At 63.5% G+C, this 16,041-nt stretch carries 16 protein-coding genes; 9 read left to right on the top strand and 7 right to left on the bottom strand.

The window, feature by feature from the left end:
- Positions 1-837: carbamoyl phosphate synthase small subunit (locus tag JWP26_RS21815; protein ID WP_299733017.1), on the top strand; the 837-nt coding region annotated here is incomplete at its 5' end.
- Between the two features lie 158 nt (positions 838-995).
- Here JWP26_RS21815 and JWP26_RS21810 read toward each other — a convergent pair.
- Positions 996-1,928, bottom strand: a complete 933-nt coding sequence (locus JWP26_RS21810) for a neutral zinc metallopeptidase (RefSeq protein ID WP_299733014.1) — start codon at positions 1,926-1,928, stop codon at positions 996-998.
- Positions 1,929-2,165: 237 nt separating this feature from the next.
- Here JWP26_RS21810 and JWP26_RS21805 point away from each other — a divergent pair, with 237 nt between their 5' ends.
- Positions 2,166-4,148, top strand: coding sequence for a bifunctional 2',3'-cyclic-nucleotide 2'-phosphodiesterase/3'-nucleotidase (locus JWP26_RS21805; protein WP_299733011.1), 1,983 nt, complete (start codon positions 2,166-2,168; stop codon positions 4,146-4,148).
- A gap of 47 nt (positions 4,149-4,195) precedes the next feature.
- On the opposite strand, the gene JWP26_RS21800 is transcribed toward JWP26_RS21805, so the two are convergent.
- Together JWP26_RS21800 and JWP26_RS21795 are read right to left on the bottom strand one after the other, a co-directional pair.
- Complete coding sequence (locus JWP26_RS21800) at positions 4,196-4,645, bottom strand: Rrf2 family transcriptional regulator (RefSeq protein ID WP_299733008.1); 450 nt, start codon at positions 4,643-4,645, stop codon at positions 4,196-4,198.
- 512 nt (positions 4,646-5,157) lie between these two features.
- Entirely contained in the window at positions 5,158-5,421 is a 264-nt protein-coding gene (locus JWP26_RS21795; RefSeq protein WP_299733005.1) for a hypothetical protein, read from the bottom strand.
- Between the two features lie 231 nt (positions 5,422-5,652).
- Here JWP26_RS21795 and cfa point away from each other — a divergent pair, with 231 nt between their 5' ends.
- Complete coding sequence (gene cfa / locus JWP26_RS21790) at positions 5,653-6,765, top strand: cyclopropane fatty acyl phospholipid synthase (protein WP_299733002.1); 1,113 nt, start codon at positions 5,653-5,655, stop codon at positions 6,763-6,765.
- 4 nt (positions 6,766-6,769) lie between these two features.
- Here cfa and JWP26_RS21785 read toward each other — a convergent pair whose 3' ends face one another.
- Positions 6,770-7,774 (bottom strand): hypothetical protein, encoded by a 1,005-nt coding sequence (locus JWP26_RS21785; RefSeq protein WP_299732999.1) that lies wholly within the window; start codon positions 7,772-7,774, stop codon positions 6,770-6,772.
- Positions 7,775-7,954: 180 nt separating this feature from the next.
- Here JWP26_RS21785 and JWP26_RS21780 point away from each other — a divergent pair, with 180 nt between their 5' ends.
- From JWP26_RS21780 to JWP26_RS21770, 3 genes are all read left to right on the top strand, one after another.
- Positions 7,955-8,938 (top strand): ribonuclease, encoded by a 984-nt coding sequence (locus JWP26_RS21780; RefSeq protein ID WP_299732996.1) that lies wholly within the window; start codon positions 7,955-7,957, stop codon positions 8,936-8,938.
- 88 nt (positions 8,939-9,026) lie between these two features.
- Complete coding sequence (locus tag JWP26_RS21775) at positions 9,027-9,788, top strand: ABC transporter ATP-binding protein (RefSeq protein WP_299732993.1); 762 nt, start codon at positions 9,027-9,029, stop codon at positions 9,786-9,788.
- Positions 9,785-11,314 carry a permease gene (locus tag JWP26_RS21770; protein WP_299732990.1) on the top strand — a complete coding sequence of 510 codons (1,530 nt, stop codon included), beginning with the start codon at positions 9,785-9,787 and terminating at the stop codon, positions 11,312-11,314. Before JWP26_RS21775 ends, JWP26_RS21770 begins: the two co-directional genes overlap by 4 nt.
- Here the strand turns inward: JWP26_RS21770 and JWP26_RS21765 are convergent.
- Positions 11,311-12,492, bottom strand: coding sequence for an MFS transporter (locus JWP26_RS21765; protein ID WP_299732987.1), 1,182 nt, complete (start codon positions 12,490-12,492; stop codon positions 11,311-11,313). The two genes, JWP26_RS21770 and JWP26_RS21765, sit on opposite strands and share 4 nt — an antisense overlap.
- 120 nt (positions 12,493-12,612) lie before the next feature.
- Here JWP26_RS21765 and JWP26_RS21760 point away from each other — a divergent pair, with 120 nt between their 5' ends.
- Complete coding sequence (locus tag JWP26_RS21760; protein ID WP_299732984.1) at positions 12,613-13,002, top strand: helix-turn-helix domain-containing protein; 390 nt, start codon at positions 12,613-12,615, stop codon at positions 13,000-13,002.
- 70 nt (positions 13,003-13,072) lie between these two features.
- On the top strand, positions 13,073-13,540 hold the full coding sequence (locus JWP26_RS21755) for a GNAT family N-acetyltransferase (RefSeq protein WP_299732981.1): 468 nt from the start codon (positions 13,073-13,075) through the stop codon (positions 13,538-13,540).
- 191 nt (positions 13,541-13,731) lie between these two features.
- Here the strand turns inward: JWP26_RS21755 and JWP26_RS21750 are convergent, their stop codons facing one another.
- On the bottom strand, positions 13,732-14,709 hold the full coding sequence (locus JWP26_RS21750) for an aldo/keto reductase (RefSeq protein WP_299732978.1): 978 nt from the start codon (positions 14,707-14,709) through the stop codon (positions 13,732-13,734).
- Between the two features lie 192 nt (positions 14,710-14,901).
- Between JWP26_RS21750 and clpS the strand changes: the two genes are divergently transcribed.
- Positions 14,902-15,207 carry an ATP-dependent Clp protease adapter ClpS gene (gene clpS, locus JWP26_RS21745; RefSeq protein WP_299732975.1) on the top strand — a complete coding sequence of 102 codons (306 nt, stop codon included), beginning with the start codon at positions 14,902-14,904 and terminating at the stop codon, positions 15,205-15,207.
- A 16-nt stretch (positions 15,208-15,223) separates the two neighbouring features.
- On the opposite strand, the gene JWP26_RS21740 is transcribed toward clpS, so the two are convergent.
- Entirely contained in the window at positions 15,224-15,919 is a 696-nt protein-coding gene (locus JWP26_RS21740) for a LuxR C-terminal-related transcriptional regulator (RefSeq protein ID WP_299732972.1), read from the bottom strand.
- Positions 15,920-16,041 lie beyond the last annotated feature (122 nt).

Below are 16,041 nucleotides of genomic sequence, written 5' to 3'. Positions count from 1 at the left end.
GGCATCGACACGCGGGCTCTGACCGCGAAAATCCGCGAGGGCGGCATGCCCGACGGCGTCGTCGCGCACTCGCCGGACGGCTATTTCCACGAGCCATCGATCATGTCCGAACTCAAGGCCTTCCCGGGCCTTGTGGGCCTCGATCTCGCCAAGGAAGTCACCACGGCCCAGACCTATCACTGGGACCAGAAAAGCTGGAAATGGGGCGAAGGCTACAGCAAGCTCGAGGATGCGCCGTTCCATATCGTCGCGGTCGACTACGGCGCAAAGCGCAACATCCTGCGGTGCCTCGCCGATCAGGGCGCCCGCGTGACCGTTGTCCCCGCCACCGCCACCGCGGCAGATGTGCTGTCGCACAAGCCGGACGGTATTTTCCTGTCCAACGGCCCCGGCGATCCAGCGGCGACCGGCAAATATGCCGTGCCGACCATCAAGGCGCTGATGGAAACCGGCAAGCCCGTATTCGGCATTTGCCTCGGCCATCAACTGCTCGGCCTGGCGCTGGGCGGCACTACATCCAAGATGCATCAGGGCCATCACGGCGCCAATCATCCGGTCAAGGACCTGACCACCGGCAAGGTCGAGATCACCTCGATGAACCACGGCTTTGCGGTCGACAAGACCAGCCTGCCCGCCGGCGTCACCGAGACCCATATCTCGCTGTTCGACGGCTCCAATGCGGGCCTCAGCGTGGACGGCAAGCCGATCTTCTCGGTGCAATACCACCCCGAAGCCAGCCCCGGCCCCCGCGACAGCCACTACCTGTTCACGCGGTTCCTCAACCACGTACGTGCGCAAAACGGCGCCGAGCAGCAGCCGGAATTCGTCAAGGCCTAGCTTTACGGCAGACGGTCGCTAGGGCCGAAGGCATTCAACTCAGGTTGAGTCGAAAATGCCAGTTTTTGAGAACCGGACCGGAGCGTACTTAGGTACGTGAGGACCGGAAGCGCAGAAAACTGGCATTTGCAGACCAACCTCAGTTGAAGACCGAGGTTCTAGACATTGCCCGAGAACGTATCGCACTGGTTCACGTCGCCGCTCTTATACCCGCGCGCGAACCAGGTCTGGCGCTGGGCCGACGTGCCGTGGTTAAACGTCTTGGGCACGGCGAAACCCTGCATCTTCTTCTGCAGCGTATCGTCGCCGATCTGGTCGGCGGCATTCAGGGCTTCCTCGAAATCGCCCTGTTCAACCAGGTTTTCCTGGCCCGCATAATTGGCCCAGATACCCGCATAGCAATCGGCCTGCAGCTCGATCCGCACCGAATAGGCGTTGGATTCTTCCGTGCTCATAGACTGGCGCAGCTGATTGAACTTGGGCAATACGCCGGTCTGGTCCTGCACCGCATGGCCGACTTCATGAGCCAGCACATAGGCTTGGGCGAAGTCGCCCGGCGCACCGAATTCGGTCCGCAACTGGTCGTAGAAAGCCAGGTCGATATAAACCTTCTTGTCGTTCGGGCAGTAGAATGGACCCGTGCTGGAATCCGCCGCGCCACAGGCCGTGTTGACGCTATCGGTGAACAGCACGACCTTGGGCGGGGTATAAACTTGGCCCGCAGCCTTGAACTGCGCGCCCCACAGGTCCTCGGTCTCCTTGATCACCACGCCGACGAAGTCGGCCAGCTCATCCTGGCCAGCCTGCGGCAATGGCCGGGCGGGTGACGAAGTAGCACTCGAACTGGTGCCGGAGCCACCCGTCAAAATGTCGATGGGGTTCTGCCCGGTCAGCGCCCAGATCAGGCCGACCACCACCACGATGCCGATCAGCCCGCCAATGCCGCCACCCGAGCGGCCCGTCGGCAGGCGCATACCACCGCCACCACGCCCGAACGGATTGCCACCGCCCAGGCCACCACCCAGGCCGCCGCCGGTCTGACCACGCTGGTCTTCGATATTGGAGCTGCGCTCGCGCCCTTGCCACTTCATGGTCGTGTTCTCCTACCGGCCCCTGCCGTTAACGTTTCGCACAGCCGCAAGCTGCCAGCAAATGTGAAAATTTGACCGTCCGGTCCAATTTCCCTAACACTTGCCAAGTCGGCGTCATGGCAGCGTCATTTGAGGTCGGCAAGAGGAGGCTTACTGTTCAGTGCGGAACACAACCGGCGCTGCTGGTTATCGTTCCCGTGCCTCCATCCAAACCTTGGATCGTTCCGGAGAACCGCGATGAAATTTGATCCCGCCATTTCCCGCCGCGCCTTCCTGGCCGGCTCCGTTAGTGTCGGAGCCATGGCTGCCTTGCATCCTTTCGCCGCCAGCGCCCAGGCTAACCAAGTCCACCTGCGCATCATGGAAACCACGGATCTGCACGTCGCGGTCTTCGCCTATGATTATTTCGCCGACGCCCCCAACGACACGATGGGCCTGGCCCGCACTGCCTCGATCATTGACGCCATCCGCGCCGAGGCCGGCAATTCCATGCTGATCGACAATGGCGACATCATCCAGGGCAATCCGATGGGCGATTACGTCGCCTACGAAAAGGGCCTGGAGGACAATGTCCACCCCATGATCGCCGCGATGAACACGCTGGGCTATGAAGCCGCCACCGTGGGCAACCACGAATTCAACTACGGCCTCGACTATTTCGATACCGCCCTGCAGGGCGCCAGCTTCCCCTTCGTCTCCGCTAACCTGGTCAAGGGCGAGACGCTCGGTGCCGACATTCTGGCCGACGAGACCTATCTCGACCCCTACATGATTATCGACAAAGAGCTGACCGACGGCGCCGGCGCCACCAAAACCATCAAGATCGGCCTGATCGGTTTCGTGCCGCCCCAGATCATGACTTGGGACGCCGGCAATCTGGCCGGCAAGGTCAATACCCGCGACATCGTCGAGACCGCCAAGGCCTATATCCCCAAGATGAAGCAGGAAGGCGCCGAACTCATCATCGCGCTCTCCCATTCGGGCATCGCCGCCGATGGCGGCCCCGGCGCCGAAAACGCTTCGCTGCAGCTTGCCGCCGTCGAGGGCATCGATGTGATCCTCACCGGCCACCAGCATTTGGTGTTCCCCAATTCCAAGGACTTCGAGGGCCTTGAAGGCGCCGATCTGGAAAAGGGCACCTTGGCCGGCAAGCCCGCCGTCATGGCCGGTTTCTGGGGCAGCCATATGGGCCTGATCGACCTGCTGCTGGAGCAGGACGCTGCCGGCAAGTGGAGCATCGTCTCACACACCTCCGAAGCCCGCCCGATCTTCGAGCGCGTCGACGGCAAGGTCAAAGCCCTGGTCAAGGACGAGCCCAAGATCATCGAGGCCGCCCAGATCGAGCATGACGAAACGCTGGAATATGTCCGCCGCCCGGTCGGCGAAACCTCCGCACCGCTCTACTCCTACTTTGCCCTCGTCGCCGACGATCCGTCGGTGCAGGTCGTCTCGCAGGCCCAGACCTGGTATCTCAAGCAGATGCTCAAGGGCACCGAGTGGGAAGCCCTGCCGCTTCTCTCTGCCGCCGCGCCGTTCAAGGCTGGCGGCCGTGGCGGTCCCGATTACTACACCGATGTGCCGGTCGGCCCCGTGGCTATCAAGAACGTCGCCGATCTCTACCTCTATCCCAACACCATCATGGCGGTTGCGATCACCGGCGCCGAGGTCAAGGACTGGCTGGAACGCTCGGCCGGCATCTTCAACCAGATTGAAAAGGGCGCCAAGGACGCTGCCCTGATCAACCTCGACTTCCCGTCATACAATTTCGACGTCATCGACGGCGTCACCTACAAGATCGACCTCACCCAGCCCTCGAAATATGCCACCGATGGCAAGAGCGTCACCAATCCCGACGCCAACCGCATCATTGACCTGATGTTCGACGGCAAGCCTATCGACCCCGCGGCCAAATTCGTCGTCGCGACCAATAATTACCGCGCCGGCGGCGGCGGCAATTTCCCCGGCACCGGCGCCGACAAGATCGTGTTCAAGGGCCCCGATACCAATCGTGACCTCTTGATCCGCTTCATCATCGAAGAAGGCACCATCAACCCCAAGGCCGACAGCAACTGGTCGCTGGCTCCGATTGGGGGCACGACAGTATTGTTTGAAACCGGCCCGAAAGCCGCCGGGCACTTGGCGGACGTGACCGCGGTCAAGATCGAAGCTACCGGCGAGACCAGCGAAGCCGGTTTCGGCGTGTATCGGATCGATTTGTAAGGAACGGTTGGCGGCTGGCACACTGCCGGCCGCCCAACTCTGGAAGCCTAAGCGCTCACCTGCGCCACCAATAACTCGTCCGGGTCCCCAAACGCTTTCATTTGCGTCAAACTCGTATTGTCCAGCACCTCGGCGATGGCGTTGCGCACGTCCAGCATCAAATGCCGGATTTGACACGTGGCGACATCGCAGTCGCTACACGGCTGGTAGCGCGTTTTGCTGGCGCAGGGGATCGGCGCCAGCGGCCCGTCCAACACCCGCACCACATGGCCGATCTTGATCTCATCGGCCGGCCGCGCCAGGCAATAGCCGCCCGCTTTGCCCTTGCGGCTATGCACAAAGCCCGCATTGCGCAATTCGCCCAGGATCGCGTCGAGGAATTTCTTGGGAATGTTCTCGGCCACCGCCACGTCGTTGACAAAAGCCAGCCGCCCCTCGGGAACGTCGGCGAGATAGGCCAAAGCCTTGAGCCCGTATTTGCCCTTTTTCGTCAGCATGTCGGTATCCAGCTTGATTGCGCAGCGCGCATTGACCTCTCACAGTCAATAAATTCTAGCAACTCACTGCACAAGAGCAATTCGTTCTGCCGCACCTACACCACGGCGTGTGCAGCAGCGGCATGGCTGGCTTGCCGCCACAGCCCTACAAACCGCGCGCCCCTGCCCCATCTATTGGATCATGAAGGCGACGGCGCTCTGGCCGGATCCTTGGAGAGCTTGGAAAATGAACACCCACCACAACAAATCGTTGTTTGCCCGTCTTGGTTCTGTCGTCGATGTTTTTGGCAGCGCTGTTGCCGCTGCATCGGCCGTCCAGTCGGGTCGGGTGCCCCACTCCCGGCATCTCAGGACCCTCGGTATCGACCCCGTAGCCTTCCGGTCGATCGGCAGGATCTAAACCCCTCCCCCTGGGCGGAGCGCTGTGATCGGCGATCCGCTTGATCCTGCCGCGACAGGAAAGGCTCGGCTGCCACATCGGTAGCCGGGCTTTTCCATGTCTGGTTACAGGCTCAGGCGACTTTGTCGTAGCGTTGGCCAATATCGGAGGTCGGGCTCGGCGACGGATTTGCCGGCGATGCAGCATTGAGGAACGACAGCGTCCCCCCAAATTTCACCGCCCGCTGTGGATCGTTGTCGCTGGCCTCGCCCGCCCCCGTACCGGCATTCGGCTTCGACGGATCGATGAACCTCTTGGCGTCCGAGACGTCATCACAGTTGCGGCACAGGAAGCCGTTGACGGTAATCGGGCGCGGATAGTCGCTGCTGATGGCCATGAGCAAATCCCCACTGCTATGCCATCCTATACGGAGCGCCCTTGGAAAACGTTACAGCGGCCGGCAAGAAATTTTTCGCGCTATTTCGCCCGCATCCAACGCCCCCGGACAACCCCGTCTTGGCACGGCACTTCGTCATTCCTGAACCCTTGAAATACCGTCGCAAAATTGCTCTGGTGCCCTCCTGTCGCCACAGTTCGACTCGCGACCAGCTTCAGGATTGCGCTCCACATGACCCAGAAATCTACTATCGTCGCCCTGCTCGCCGACGCGGGTGTTGTCGTCAATGGTCCCGATCCGTGGGACATGCAGGTTCATGACGAGCGATTGTGGAACCGCTTCCTGGCCGAGGGCACGCTGGGCATGGGCGAGGCCTATATGGATGGCTGGTGGGATTGCGCCGACGTGGCCGAGTTCTTCAACCGCGTCATCACCAAAACGGTCGACAAGAACTTCAGGCCATCGGTGAACCTGATCTGGCAGACGGTGCAGGCGCGCCTGTTCAACATGCAGACCATCACCCGTTCGCGCCGCGTCGCCGCCATGCATTACAACGAGACCGACGCCTACCGCGCCTCGCTGGATGATCGCATGACCGGCTCTTGCGGCTATTGGCCGGAGGGGGTGGTCAACATCAACCAGGCCCAGGAAGCCAAGCTCGACATGGTCTGCCGCAAGATCGGCGTCAAGTCGGGCCAGAAGGTCTGGGACATCGGCTGCGGCTGGGGCGCCTTCATGGGCTTCGCCGCCGAAAAATACGGCGCCGATTGCGTCGGCGTCACCGTCTCGCCCGACCAGGCCGCCTATGGCCGCGAGCGCTACAAGGACTTGAAGGTCGAATTCCAGGTCAAGGACTACCGCGAATTCACCGGCAAGGTCGACCACGTGGTCTCGATGGGCATGTTCGAGCATGTCGGCTACAAGAATTACCGCGCCTATTTCGAGGCCGCCCGCCGCGCCATCTCCGACGATGGCCTGTTCATGATGCACACCGTGGGCTCGGCCCACACCACCAGCACCATCGATCCATGGCTGGAAAAGTACATCTTCCCCGGCGGCGTCATCCCCTCCATCGCCCAGATCGGCACCGCCATCGATGGCCTCTTCGCCACCGTGGATGTGCACAATATCGGCCCGCACTACGACAAGACCCTGATGGCCTGGTCGGAGAATTTTGCCGCCAAATGGCCCAAGGACCGCGACGCCCAGGGCGAGCGCTTCTATCGCATGTGGCAGTATTACCTGCTGTGCTGCGCCGGCGGCTTCCGCTCGCGGGCGCTCCAGGTCTGGCAGTTTGTCCTCTCGCCCAAGGGCGTGCCCGAGGGATATGTGACGCAGCGGTAGGCGCTCAACCGAGCTTGTTGGTGCCGGACGCCGCCGCCATTTGCTTGGTATATGACTGGATCATCACGGCCACCTGTGCCGGGCTGTAGCCGAGATCGCCTCTGGTCCTCGCGGTCTTGAGCTGTGTCAGGCCGATCTGGCCGCGGATCTGGTCGTATGGATTGGCGACACCCTTGGAAATTTCGGCGGGCCCAATGGCATTGTCCAAGGCCAAGGCAGCCGTAAGAATCGCCTTGCGGCTCGCCGCGGTCAGGGTCGCTTCACTCTCATCGACGGCTTCCTGGACGGCATGCGTACCGGTGACGATCTCGCGGTCGCCATCACGCCTATATTCGCGCCCGACCTCCACCTGCTTGGTGCCGGTCTGCGCCATTCTGGTGCCGATCTGAACCTGCTCGATACCGGTGCCGTTGAGATCGAAGTTCCCAGCCGTCAGGCCGAGCGACCCCAGGGGGCTGAACAGCGAGTCGGTCAGCGTCAGGGACTCCGACTTCTCGGTTTCCAGTTTCAGCTGGCCGCCATCCATCTTGGCCTGCAGCCCCGGGACGCCATCCAGAATCTTGGTCAGGGTGCTGGCAAACTCGCCCTCTGCGCCCCCATAGGTATATTTGGTGGTCGAGGACCCCGAGGTGACGTTAATGGTCCGGCCGGTGCCAAACGAAATCGATGTCGAAGCACCGCTGCCGACTTGAACCTGGAAGGTGCCGCCTATCTCGATCCCGGCTTGACCAGCCTCCCGAAAGCTCGTCAGCGACCTGGTGCCGTCCGCGACGCTCTTGGCAGCCTGGCGCCCTTCATAAATGGGCACCTCGGTCATGATCGCTTCGGTGTTGTAGGTGATCAGCGTCTTGTACTTGGGCACCTTCACGACGTTGTCCACGTAGCTCACGCCGCCGCTATGGGCTTGCTGCGCGAATTTGGCTTTCGCCAACGCGTCATTGAGCATCTTCAACCCAGCAAAAGTGCTCGACTGCCGGGCCTGCTGCGTCGCCGTGATTTTCGTGGCCATTCCGAACGGTCCTTAACCTTGTGCAAAGACATTGCCCGAATCGCCCCTAAAATTCGTTAACGCGTCTCAACTATTTGCCCCATGAGCCACCTTTGTTGGTACGGCTACAGCTTAGTCTGGCGGCACGTCCTCGCAGAGCTCACGATCAGCGGCCAGACTGTCGCGATGTTGGAGCGCTTGATGATACGCACGATCCTGAGCCTGTTGCTGCTGGCCGTCATGGGAGCCGGCGTGCGGGCCGAGGTGCCGCTCGACGGCACGTTCATGGCGCAGCGCACCTGCCCGGCCTTGCAATCGATCAACCGGCAAACCAATCCCGGCGACATCACCGTTTCACCGGGCGCCACCTATCGCGTGATTGCGGCCAACAAGGCGCAGGCCACGCATTACTGGATCGTGGTCCCCGGCGCACAGCCCGACCGGCGCTGGGTCGCCGTCGAGTGTGGCAGCCTCAATGGTGGCACGGCCAGCATGCCGGCTCCACCGCGCCAACCACCGGCATCGGGTCCCAAGCCGCGCTACACAATGGCGGTCAGCTGGCAGCCCGCCTTTTGCGAGGCCCATACACGCACGCCCGAATGCCGCAGCCAGACACCGGGCCGCTTCGATGCCACCCATTTCAGCCTGCACGGCCTGTGGCCTGAACCATTCGAGAATGCGTTCTGCGACGTTCCGGCCGATCAGGTACGCGACAGCGAGGACGGTTCCTGGGAAGATCTGCCTCCGGTCGCACTCAGCGCCCGCCTGCGGTCCGCCCTCGATCAGGTCATGCCCGGCACGCGATCGCAGCTTGAGCGCCACGAATGGACCAAGCACGGCACCTGCTATGGCGCGACGCAGGAGCAGTATTTCACCGATGCCGTCGCCCTGATGGGCGCTCTCAACGGCTCCGGGGTGGCCAATCTGTTCGCCGCCAATATCGGACGCCAGCTCAGCCAGCGGCAGATTCGTTCCGCCTTCGACGCGGCATTCGGCTCAGGTACCGGCCAACGCGTCAGCATGGACTGCGAGCGTGACGGCGATCGCTTCCTGATCAGCGAACTCACCATCAGCCTCGTCGGTCCCGTCACCCAAGATGCTGACCTCGCCTCGCTGACCGCCGCTGCCCGCCCCGCCGATGGCGGCTGCAGTATCGGCACGGTCGACCCCGCCGGCCTGCAATAGATCGGGGATGGACCAAATCTTAACCCATCGCGTTCACCTCGCCGCAAGGCGGCACGCCTAGAGTTCCGGCAGCCCAGCCGGAGCCGCCATGTCCAGTTCCACGCCTGCCCTTGCCATTACCGGCCTGTCGAAAACCTTCGACCGCAAGGTGGTCAACGATCTGGCTCTGCAAGTGCGCGCCGGTGAGTTCTACGCCCTGCTTGGCCCCAACGGCGCCGGCAAGACCACGATCCTGCGCATGGTCGCCGGCCTGCTACAGCCCGACGAAGGCTCCATCTCCATCTTCGGCATCGATGCCCGCCGCGATCCCCTCGCCGCCAAGCGCGTCACCGCCTGGGTGTCGGACGAGCCTATGGTCTACGACCGCCTGACCCCGCTGGAATATCTCGAATTCGTCGCCGGCCTCTGGCAGATCGATGCCAAGACGGCGCAGGCGAAAGCCCATGAGCTGATCGGCTGGCTGGGCCTGGGCCCACATGCCAACGAGCTGTGCGGCAGCTTTTCCAAGGGCATGTTGCAGAAGGTCGCGCTGGCCGGCGCCCTCGTCCACGATCCCAAGCTCATCATCCTCGACGAACCATTGACCGGGCTCGACGCCGGCTCCGCCCGCCAGGTCAAGGACGTGCTGCTCGGCAAGGTGCGCGATGGCGTCACCGTCATCATGACCACCCACATTCTCGAAGTCGCCGAACGCATGGCCGAGCGCATCGGCGTCATCACCCATGGCCGCCTGATCGCCGAGGGCACGTTGACCGAACTGCGATCCCGCATCGGCCGCGGCCAGACCAGCCTCGAGGAAATTTTCCTCGATCTGGTGGCACAAGACGACGCCGAGCCAGCCGCCGCATGAGCGCTGCACCCGCCTCGCTGAGCTGGTTCGCCCGCCACGAAATCAACCTCGCCTGGCGCGAGGGCATTGCCATGATGACCGGCGGCCGCCGCACCCGCGGCATCGTGCTGGCCGCAGTGCTCGGCGTGGTCTACGTGCTGCTGCACCTGATGGCCTATACGATCCTGGCCCCCTGGGTCGCCCGGGGCATCACGCCCGATAAACCAACCCTCGTGCTGCTCACCGGCGGCGGATTGCTGTTCTGGTCGGTCATGCTCAGCCAAGCGCTTGAATCGGTCACCCGCGTCTATTACGCCCGCTCCGATCTCGACTTGATCCTCTCCTCCCCCGCCTCCTCGCGCCGCCTGTTTGCGGTGCGCACGGCGGCGGTTGCATTGTCAACGGTCGTACTGTCCTGCCTGCTCGCCAGCCCGATGATCAACACGCTGATCGTGCTCGATGGCCCCAAATGGCTAGCCGCCTATGGCACGCTGGCCGCCCTCGGCGCGCTCTCCGCCGCCATCGCGGTGGCCATCACCATCGCCCTGTTCCGCACCGTCGGCCCCAAGCGCACGCGACTGATCGCCCAGATCGTCGCCGCCTTGGTCGGCGCCGGCTTCGTCATCGGCATCCAGGCCGCCGCCATTCTCTACTACGGCAGCTTCTCGCGGTTCTCGCTGTTCGAATCCGCCGCAGTCATCTCGGCTGCCCCAGGCGTCGACAACCCCCTCTGGCTCCCCGCCCGCGCCGGCATGGGCGATTTCACAGCCCTCGCCATCGTCGCCCTGCTGGGCTTTGGCGCACTCGCCTTGACCATCGCCGCCACCGCCTCCAGCTATGGCCGCCACGCCATTTCAGCCACCGGCCTGTCCCACATCCGCAACCGCCGCAAGCCGGCTGCCCAGCCCTTCCGCACCCGTTCGCAACGCGCCGTGCTGCGCGCCAAGGAATGGCGGCTATTGCAGCGCGATCCGTGGCTGCTGTCGCAGACGCTGATGCAGATGCTCTACCTGCTACCCCCGGCCCTGATGCTGTGGATCAACTACGGCGACCGCGCCGGCGCCTATGTGGTGGTGGTTCCGGTTCTGGTCATGGCCGCGGGCCAACTGGCGGGCGGGCTGGCCTGGCTCGCCATCTCCGGCGAGGACGCGCACGATCTGGTGGCCACGGCCCCGGTCGCGCCCCGCGCCGTGCTCACCGCCAAGATCGAGGCCGTGCTGGTCATCATCGCCCTGGTGCTCGCGCCGCTGCTGCTCATGCTGGCGCTGTCCTCGCCGCAGATGGCACTGGTGACGGCGGCCTGCGCCGCGATCGCGGCCAGTTCCGCCACCGCGATCCAACTCTGGTTCCGCGTTCCGGCGAAACGCTCGATGTTCCGCCGCCGCCAGGTCGCCTCCCGCGCCGCCACCCTGACCGAGGCTTTCGCCTCAATCCTGTGGGCCGGCACCGGCGCCATCTGGGCGGCGGGCTCATGGCTGGCCGTGGGCACCGCCATCATGGCGCTCGGCGTGGTCGGGCTGGCGCGGCTCCTGGCACCGCGCCGTTAGCCCAGCCGCATTTCGCCGGTGATACGCTCGCGGCCCGGCGCCGCCACTACGGTCAGCACCAGCGCCGCGACCGGGAACAAGGCCCCGATCCAGCCCAGATCGTTGACACTGGCATTCTGCAACACCAGCCCACCGACGAACGAGCCGGCCGCGATGCCGAGATAAAGCGCCGACGCATTGAGAGACAGCACCAGCGGTGCATTCGTGGGCGACAAGCCCAGCAAATGGCTCGACTGCGGCGGCAAAAACGCCCAGGCCACAAAGCCCCAGACGAAGATCAGCGCAAAGAACACCGCCCCCACCATTGCCACCGGCAAATGCACCACGGCAGACATCGCGAACATCAGCGCCGCCGACAGCACGATCGCCCCGATAATGGTCTGGCGCGACCCGAGCCGGTCCGACAACTGCCCGCCCGCCACATTGCCGATCGCCGCCCCAATGCCGAAGGATAGCAGCACCGCCGGCACCAAGGCCGCTGGCAATCCAATCGATTTGGTGGTCAGAGCCGCGATGTAGATGATCACCGTAAAGCCGCCGGTCATGTAGAGCCACGTCGTCAGCAGCGCCACCGGAACACCCGGAATGCCGATCGCCGCGATACGCTGCCGCAAGGGCAAATGTGCGCCGCGCAGCCCAGCCGGCAACAGCAGCCAGATCGAACCAGCCGCGATCACGCCGAACGCCGCCACCATCACATAGGCACCGCGCCAACCCACCAATCCGCCGATCAGCGCGCCCAATGGCGCCCCAAACGCCACCGCCATCGTGGTGCCGCCGACAATCACCGAAATCGCCCGCGCCCGATGGTCAACCGACGAAATGGCGACGCCCGTGGCCTGCGCCGTCGCAGTATAGAGCCCCGCCGAAAACGCCATCAGCACGCGCGCCGCCATCAGCTCGAAATAGCCCTGCGAAAAACTAGCCCACAGCGCGCCGACCGAAAACACCAGCGCCGCCAGCGTCAGCGTGCGCCGCCGGTCGGCCGTGCCAGTCAGCGCTGCCAGCACCGGCGCGCCAAAGGCATTGGCCAGCGCGAAGGCGATTACCAGATAGCCCGCCTGCGTCAGCGTCACCCCGGTGGAATCGGCAATTTGCGGCAAGAGGCTCGAAATAGCGAAGCTCTCGACGCCGATGGCGAAGGTGCCGACCGCCAGCCAGATCAGACGGATATCCATGAGGAAACCTCTTTGTTCAAAATTCATTGAACAATTGGACCTCGATCACCGGACTGTCAAGGTAAAGTTCAAAAGTCTTTGAACATTGAAAGCAGGCCAGCGATGCGCTATGTGATGGTCATGACCTATCTTCCGCATCCCGATATCGAGCAGATCGTCTTCGCCAATGTGCTGACCGCGCTGGGCGACGAAACCCGCCTTGCCATCATCGGCTACCTCGCGCGCAACGAGGAAAACGCCATGACCTGTGGGCAGTTTCTCGATCTGGGCTCCAAGACCTCGCTGAGCTATCACCTCGCCAAGTTGCGCGAGGCCGGCGTCGTGCATGTGCGTCCCGAGGGTACGCGCCGGCTGGTAACCCTGCGCCGCGCAGATCTCGATCAGCGCTTTCCCGGCTTCCTCGATTCCATCATCGCCACCTGCCGCGACCTGCCGTTCTTCCTGCGCGACGGCGGCACGCTGCTCGATCGCGACACCGCCAGCGCCTTCGATCAAGCCAGGCATTCCTAAGACAGCCCGGCTGTTCCGGCGGCCGTTTCGTCGCTAGAACGGGCGCAGTCTCCTCATTGGGATTGCCGCCATGCCCGACCTGACCTTCCGCGACGCCACTGCCGCCGACATTCCCATCATGTTGACCCTCAGCCATGCCGGCGACGCGCGCGGCCCCGATACACCCTCGCTCGATCCGGCCACCTTTACCGATCCGCGCACCCTGGCGGCCTTCGCCGCCATCAAGGCCGATCCAGCCCATCGGCTGATCGTCGCCGAGCGCGATGGCGAGGTTGTCGGCACGCTGCAGATCAGCTTCCTGCCCGGCCTGCCGGCCTTCGGCATGAAGCGCGGAGTGCTGGAAAACGTCCACATCCGCTCCGACCAGCGCGGCTCCGGCCTCGGCACCACCATGGTGCAATGGGCCATCGAACGCTGCCGCGAAGCCGGCTGCGGCGTGGTGCAACTCACCTCCAACAAGCTCCGTACCGACGCCCACCGCTTCTACCGCAAACTCGGCTTCGATCAGTCGCACGAGGGGTTCAAGCTCAAGCTTTAGCCTGACCCTGAAACGTCCCCACACGCGATGTCACCCCGGCGCAGGCCGGGGCCCATCCCGAGATCACACCATACGCCGCCAGGTCGACCTTGCGGCCGCCCTTCTATCTTGAGATGGCTTCTCTATCTTGAGATGGCTTCCGGCCTCCACCGGGGTGACACCGAGTTTGGTGAACGTTCACCTCTAATCGGCTAATGCCCCGCAATCTCATGCGGCACATAGGGCGCCTCCAGCGCTGCCACATCCTCGGCGCTCAACTTGACCCCAACCGACGCCACCGCGTCCGTCAGATGCTGCGGCTTGGTCGCCCCAACGATAGGCGCCGTTACGCCGTCGTTCTGCAAAACCCACGCCAGCGCCACCTGCGCCCGCGACACGCCAAGCCGCTGCGCCACCTGAGCCACCGCCTCAACCACCTTGCGGTCGGCGGCCTCGGTGTCGGTGTACATTTTGGCGAGCACGTTGTCGGTGCTATTGCGCGGAGTTCCCTCGTCCCAGTCGCGCGTCAGCTTGCCCCGCGCCAGCGGGCTCCACGGGATGACGCCCACCCCCTCGGCCCGGCACAACGGCAGCATTTCGCGCTCTTCCTCGCGATACATCAGGTTGAGATGGTCCTGCATGGTCACGAACCGCGCCCAGCCATTGGCCTTTTGCAGATACAGCGCCTTGGCGAATTGCCAGGCGAACATCGAGGACGCGCCGATATAGCGGGCCTTGCCGGCCTTGACCACGTCATGCAGCGCCTCCAGCGTTTCCTCGATGGGCACCGCCGGGTCCCAGCGATGGATCTGGTAGAGGTCCACATAGTCGGTGCCCAGCCGCCGCAGGCTGTTGTCAATTTCAGCCATGATCGCCCGCCGCGACAGGCCTGCACCGTTCGGCCCCGGCCGCATCCGGCCATGCACCTTGGTGGCGATCACCACTTCGTCCCGCTTGGCGAAATCCTTGAGCGCCCGCCCGACGATTTCCTCGCTGGTGCCCTCCGAATAGACATTGGCCGTATCGAAGAAATTGATCCCCGCCTCCAGCGCCTGCTTGATGAAGGGCCGGCTGGTAGCCTCGTCCAGCGTCCACTCGTGATTGCCGCGCGTCGCGTCCCCATAACTCATGCAGCCCAGGCAAATGCGCGACACTTCCAGCCCGGTCGTTCCAAGGCGGCGATAGTCCATGGTGAGTCTCCAGCGATAGGGGGATGGCCGAGCCTACGCCCCCGGCTACTGGCCGGTCAAACCTCAGGGGAACCCGCGGCCCCGGGTTTTCGTTATTTCCGCCATTGAACCATCCGGGGCACAGTGCCATCTGTAAACGGCCGCCGGACTTTGATAAAATGATTGCCCGAGCATTGGCAGGAGCGCCTTCCAATGGCTGATACCGATACCAAGAACCGCACCGAGACTGTCCTCAAGACGGCGAAGCCCCCGCTCTACAAGGTCATCCTGGTCAACGACGATTTCACCCCGCGCGACTTCGTCGTCCGCATTCTCAAGGCCGAATTCCGCGTGCCCGAGGCCCAGGCCCTCGGCATCATGCTGACCGCCCACACCAAGGGCTCCTGCGTGGTCGCCGTGTTCACCAAGGAAATCGCCGAAGAGAAATCCAACCGCGCCACCGAAATCGCCCGCGACAAAGGCTATCCGCTGCTGTTCACCAGCGAGCCGGAAGAATAGCTCGCAGGACCTGGCGCTAGTTGAGCAGCCCGTGCCGGATCACCTCGGCCACCGTATGGGCGCGGTTGCGGGTGCCCAGCTTGTCGGCGACATTGTCCACGTGCTGGTTGACGGTGCGCGGCGACATGCCCAGTTGCAGCGCGATCTCCTGCGACGTCAGCCCATCGGCCGAGAGCCTGATGACCTCCTTTTCGCGCGGCGTCAGCGGCTCAGTCGCGGTGCGGCTGACGCTGGCCCGGAACGAGCGGGTCTGTGCAAACAGGCTATAGACCACCAGTTGTAGCGCGGTCTTCTGCGCACCGGTGAGCGGCGGATTGCCCGAAAAGCCTCCCAGCCCGATGACAGAGCCATCGAAGCTGACCGGCACAAGCACCAGTTCCACGATATCGACCCGGCGCGCGAAGGACAGCAGGCGGCTTTCCGCATCGAAACGGCTGCCGTCGAAGGTCTGCACGCCGCCTTCCGCCAGCAGCGCCGCCAACTCGCTTTGACTGGTACGCAGGCCGGTGGCGACATAGTCCTGAAGCCAGCCTTCGCGCTGCGGATTGCTGTCCAGGATATGCAGCGCCGATTTCAGATCGGTGGCGTATTCGATCAGGAAGCCGCTGCGAAACCCTAAGGATGCGCTGATCTCGGACAGCACACCGATGATGTCGGTGTCCGTTCGGGACTTGCGAATGCCATCGAGAACTCGCTCCACCAAAGCTAGCACTGTTTCCCCCTCGTCGCAGACCGCACCGAGGATTCTGCGATGCCAAAACCTAGCAGGTTATCCGGCTTTGTCATCGTTCCTCGTGAAAAACCCCATCGTAAAATCTCCCGATGGGATTTTCC

The organism is Devosia sp. (assembly GCF_028290435.1).
In the GTDB taxonomy this organism is placed as follows: domain Bacteria; phylum Pseudomonadota; class Alphaproteobacteria; order Rhizobiales; family Devosiaceae; genus Devosia.
This window is presented reverse-complemented; position numbering and strand designations above follow the sequence as displayed.

What these genes read in the sequence shown, in the direction of transcription:
- JWP26_RS21810 (WP_299733014.1), bottom strand. Translation starts at nt 1,928, where the DNA reads ATGAAGTGGCAAGGGCGCGAGCGCAGCTCCAATATCGAAGACCAGCGT.
- JWP26_RS21805 (WP_299733011.1), top strand. Translation starts at nt 2,166, where the DNA reads ATGAAATTTGATCCCGCCATTTCCCGCCGCGCCTTCCTGGCCGGCTCC.
- JWP26_RS21800 (WP_299733008.1), bottom strand. Translation starts at nt 4,645, where the DNA reads ATGCTGACGAAAAAGGGCAAATACGGGCTCAAGGCTTTGGCCTATCTC.
- JWP26_RS21795 (WP_299733005.1), bottom strand. Translation starts at nt 5,421, where the DNA reads ATGGCCATCAGCAGCGACTATCCGCGCCCGATTACCGTCAACGGCTTC.
- cfa (WP_299733002.1), top strand. Translation starts at nt 5,653, where the DNA reads ATGACCCAGAAATCTACTATCGTCGCCCTGCTCGCCGACGCGGGTGTT.
- JWP26_RS21785 (WP_299732999.1), bottom strand. Translation starts at nt 7,774, where the DNA reads ATGGCCACGAAAATCACGGCGACGCAGCAGGCCCGGCAGTCGAGCACT.
- JWP26_RS21780 (WP_299732996.1), top strand. Translation starts at nt 7,955, where the DNA reads ATGATACGCACGATCCTGAGCCTGTTGCTGCTGGCCGTCATGGGAGCC.
- JWP26_RS21775 (WP_299732993.1), top strand. Translation starts at nt 9,027, where the DNA reads ATGTCCAGTTCCACGCCTGCCCTTGCCATTACCGGCCTGTCGAAAACC.
- JWP26_RS21770 (WP_299732990.1), top strand. Translation starts at nt 9,785, where the DNA reads ATGAGCGCTGCACCCGCCTCGCTGAGCTGGTTCGCCCGCCACGAAATC.
- JWP26_RS21765 (WP_299732987.1), bottom strand. Translation starts at nt 12,492, where the DNA reads ATGGATATCCGTCTGATCTGGCTGGCGGTCGGCACCTTCGCCATCGGC.
- JWP26_RS21760 (WP_299732984.1), top strand. Translation starts at nt 12,613, where the DNA reads ATGACCTATCTTCCGCATCCCGATATCGAGCAGATCGTCTTCGCCAAT.
- JWP26_RS21755 (WP_299732981.1), top strand. Translation starts at nt 13,073, where the DNA reads ATGCCCGACCTGACCTTCCGCGACGCCACTGCCGCCGACATTCCCATC.
- JWP26_RS21750 (WP_299732978.1), bottom strand. Translation starts at nt 14,709, where the DNA reads ATGGACTATCGCCGCCTTGGAACGACCGGGCTGGAAGTGTCGCGCATT.
- clpS (WP_299732975.1), top strand. Translation starts at nt 14,902, where the DNA reads ATGGCTGATACCGATACCAAGAACCGCACCGAGACTGTCCTCAAGACG.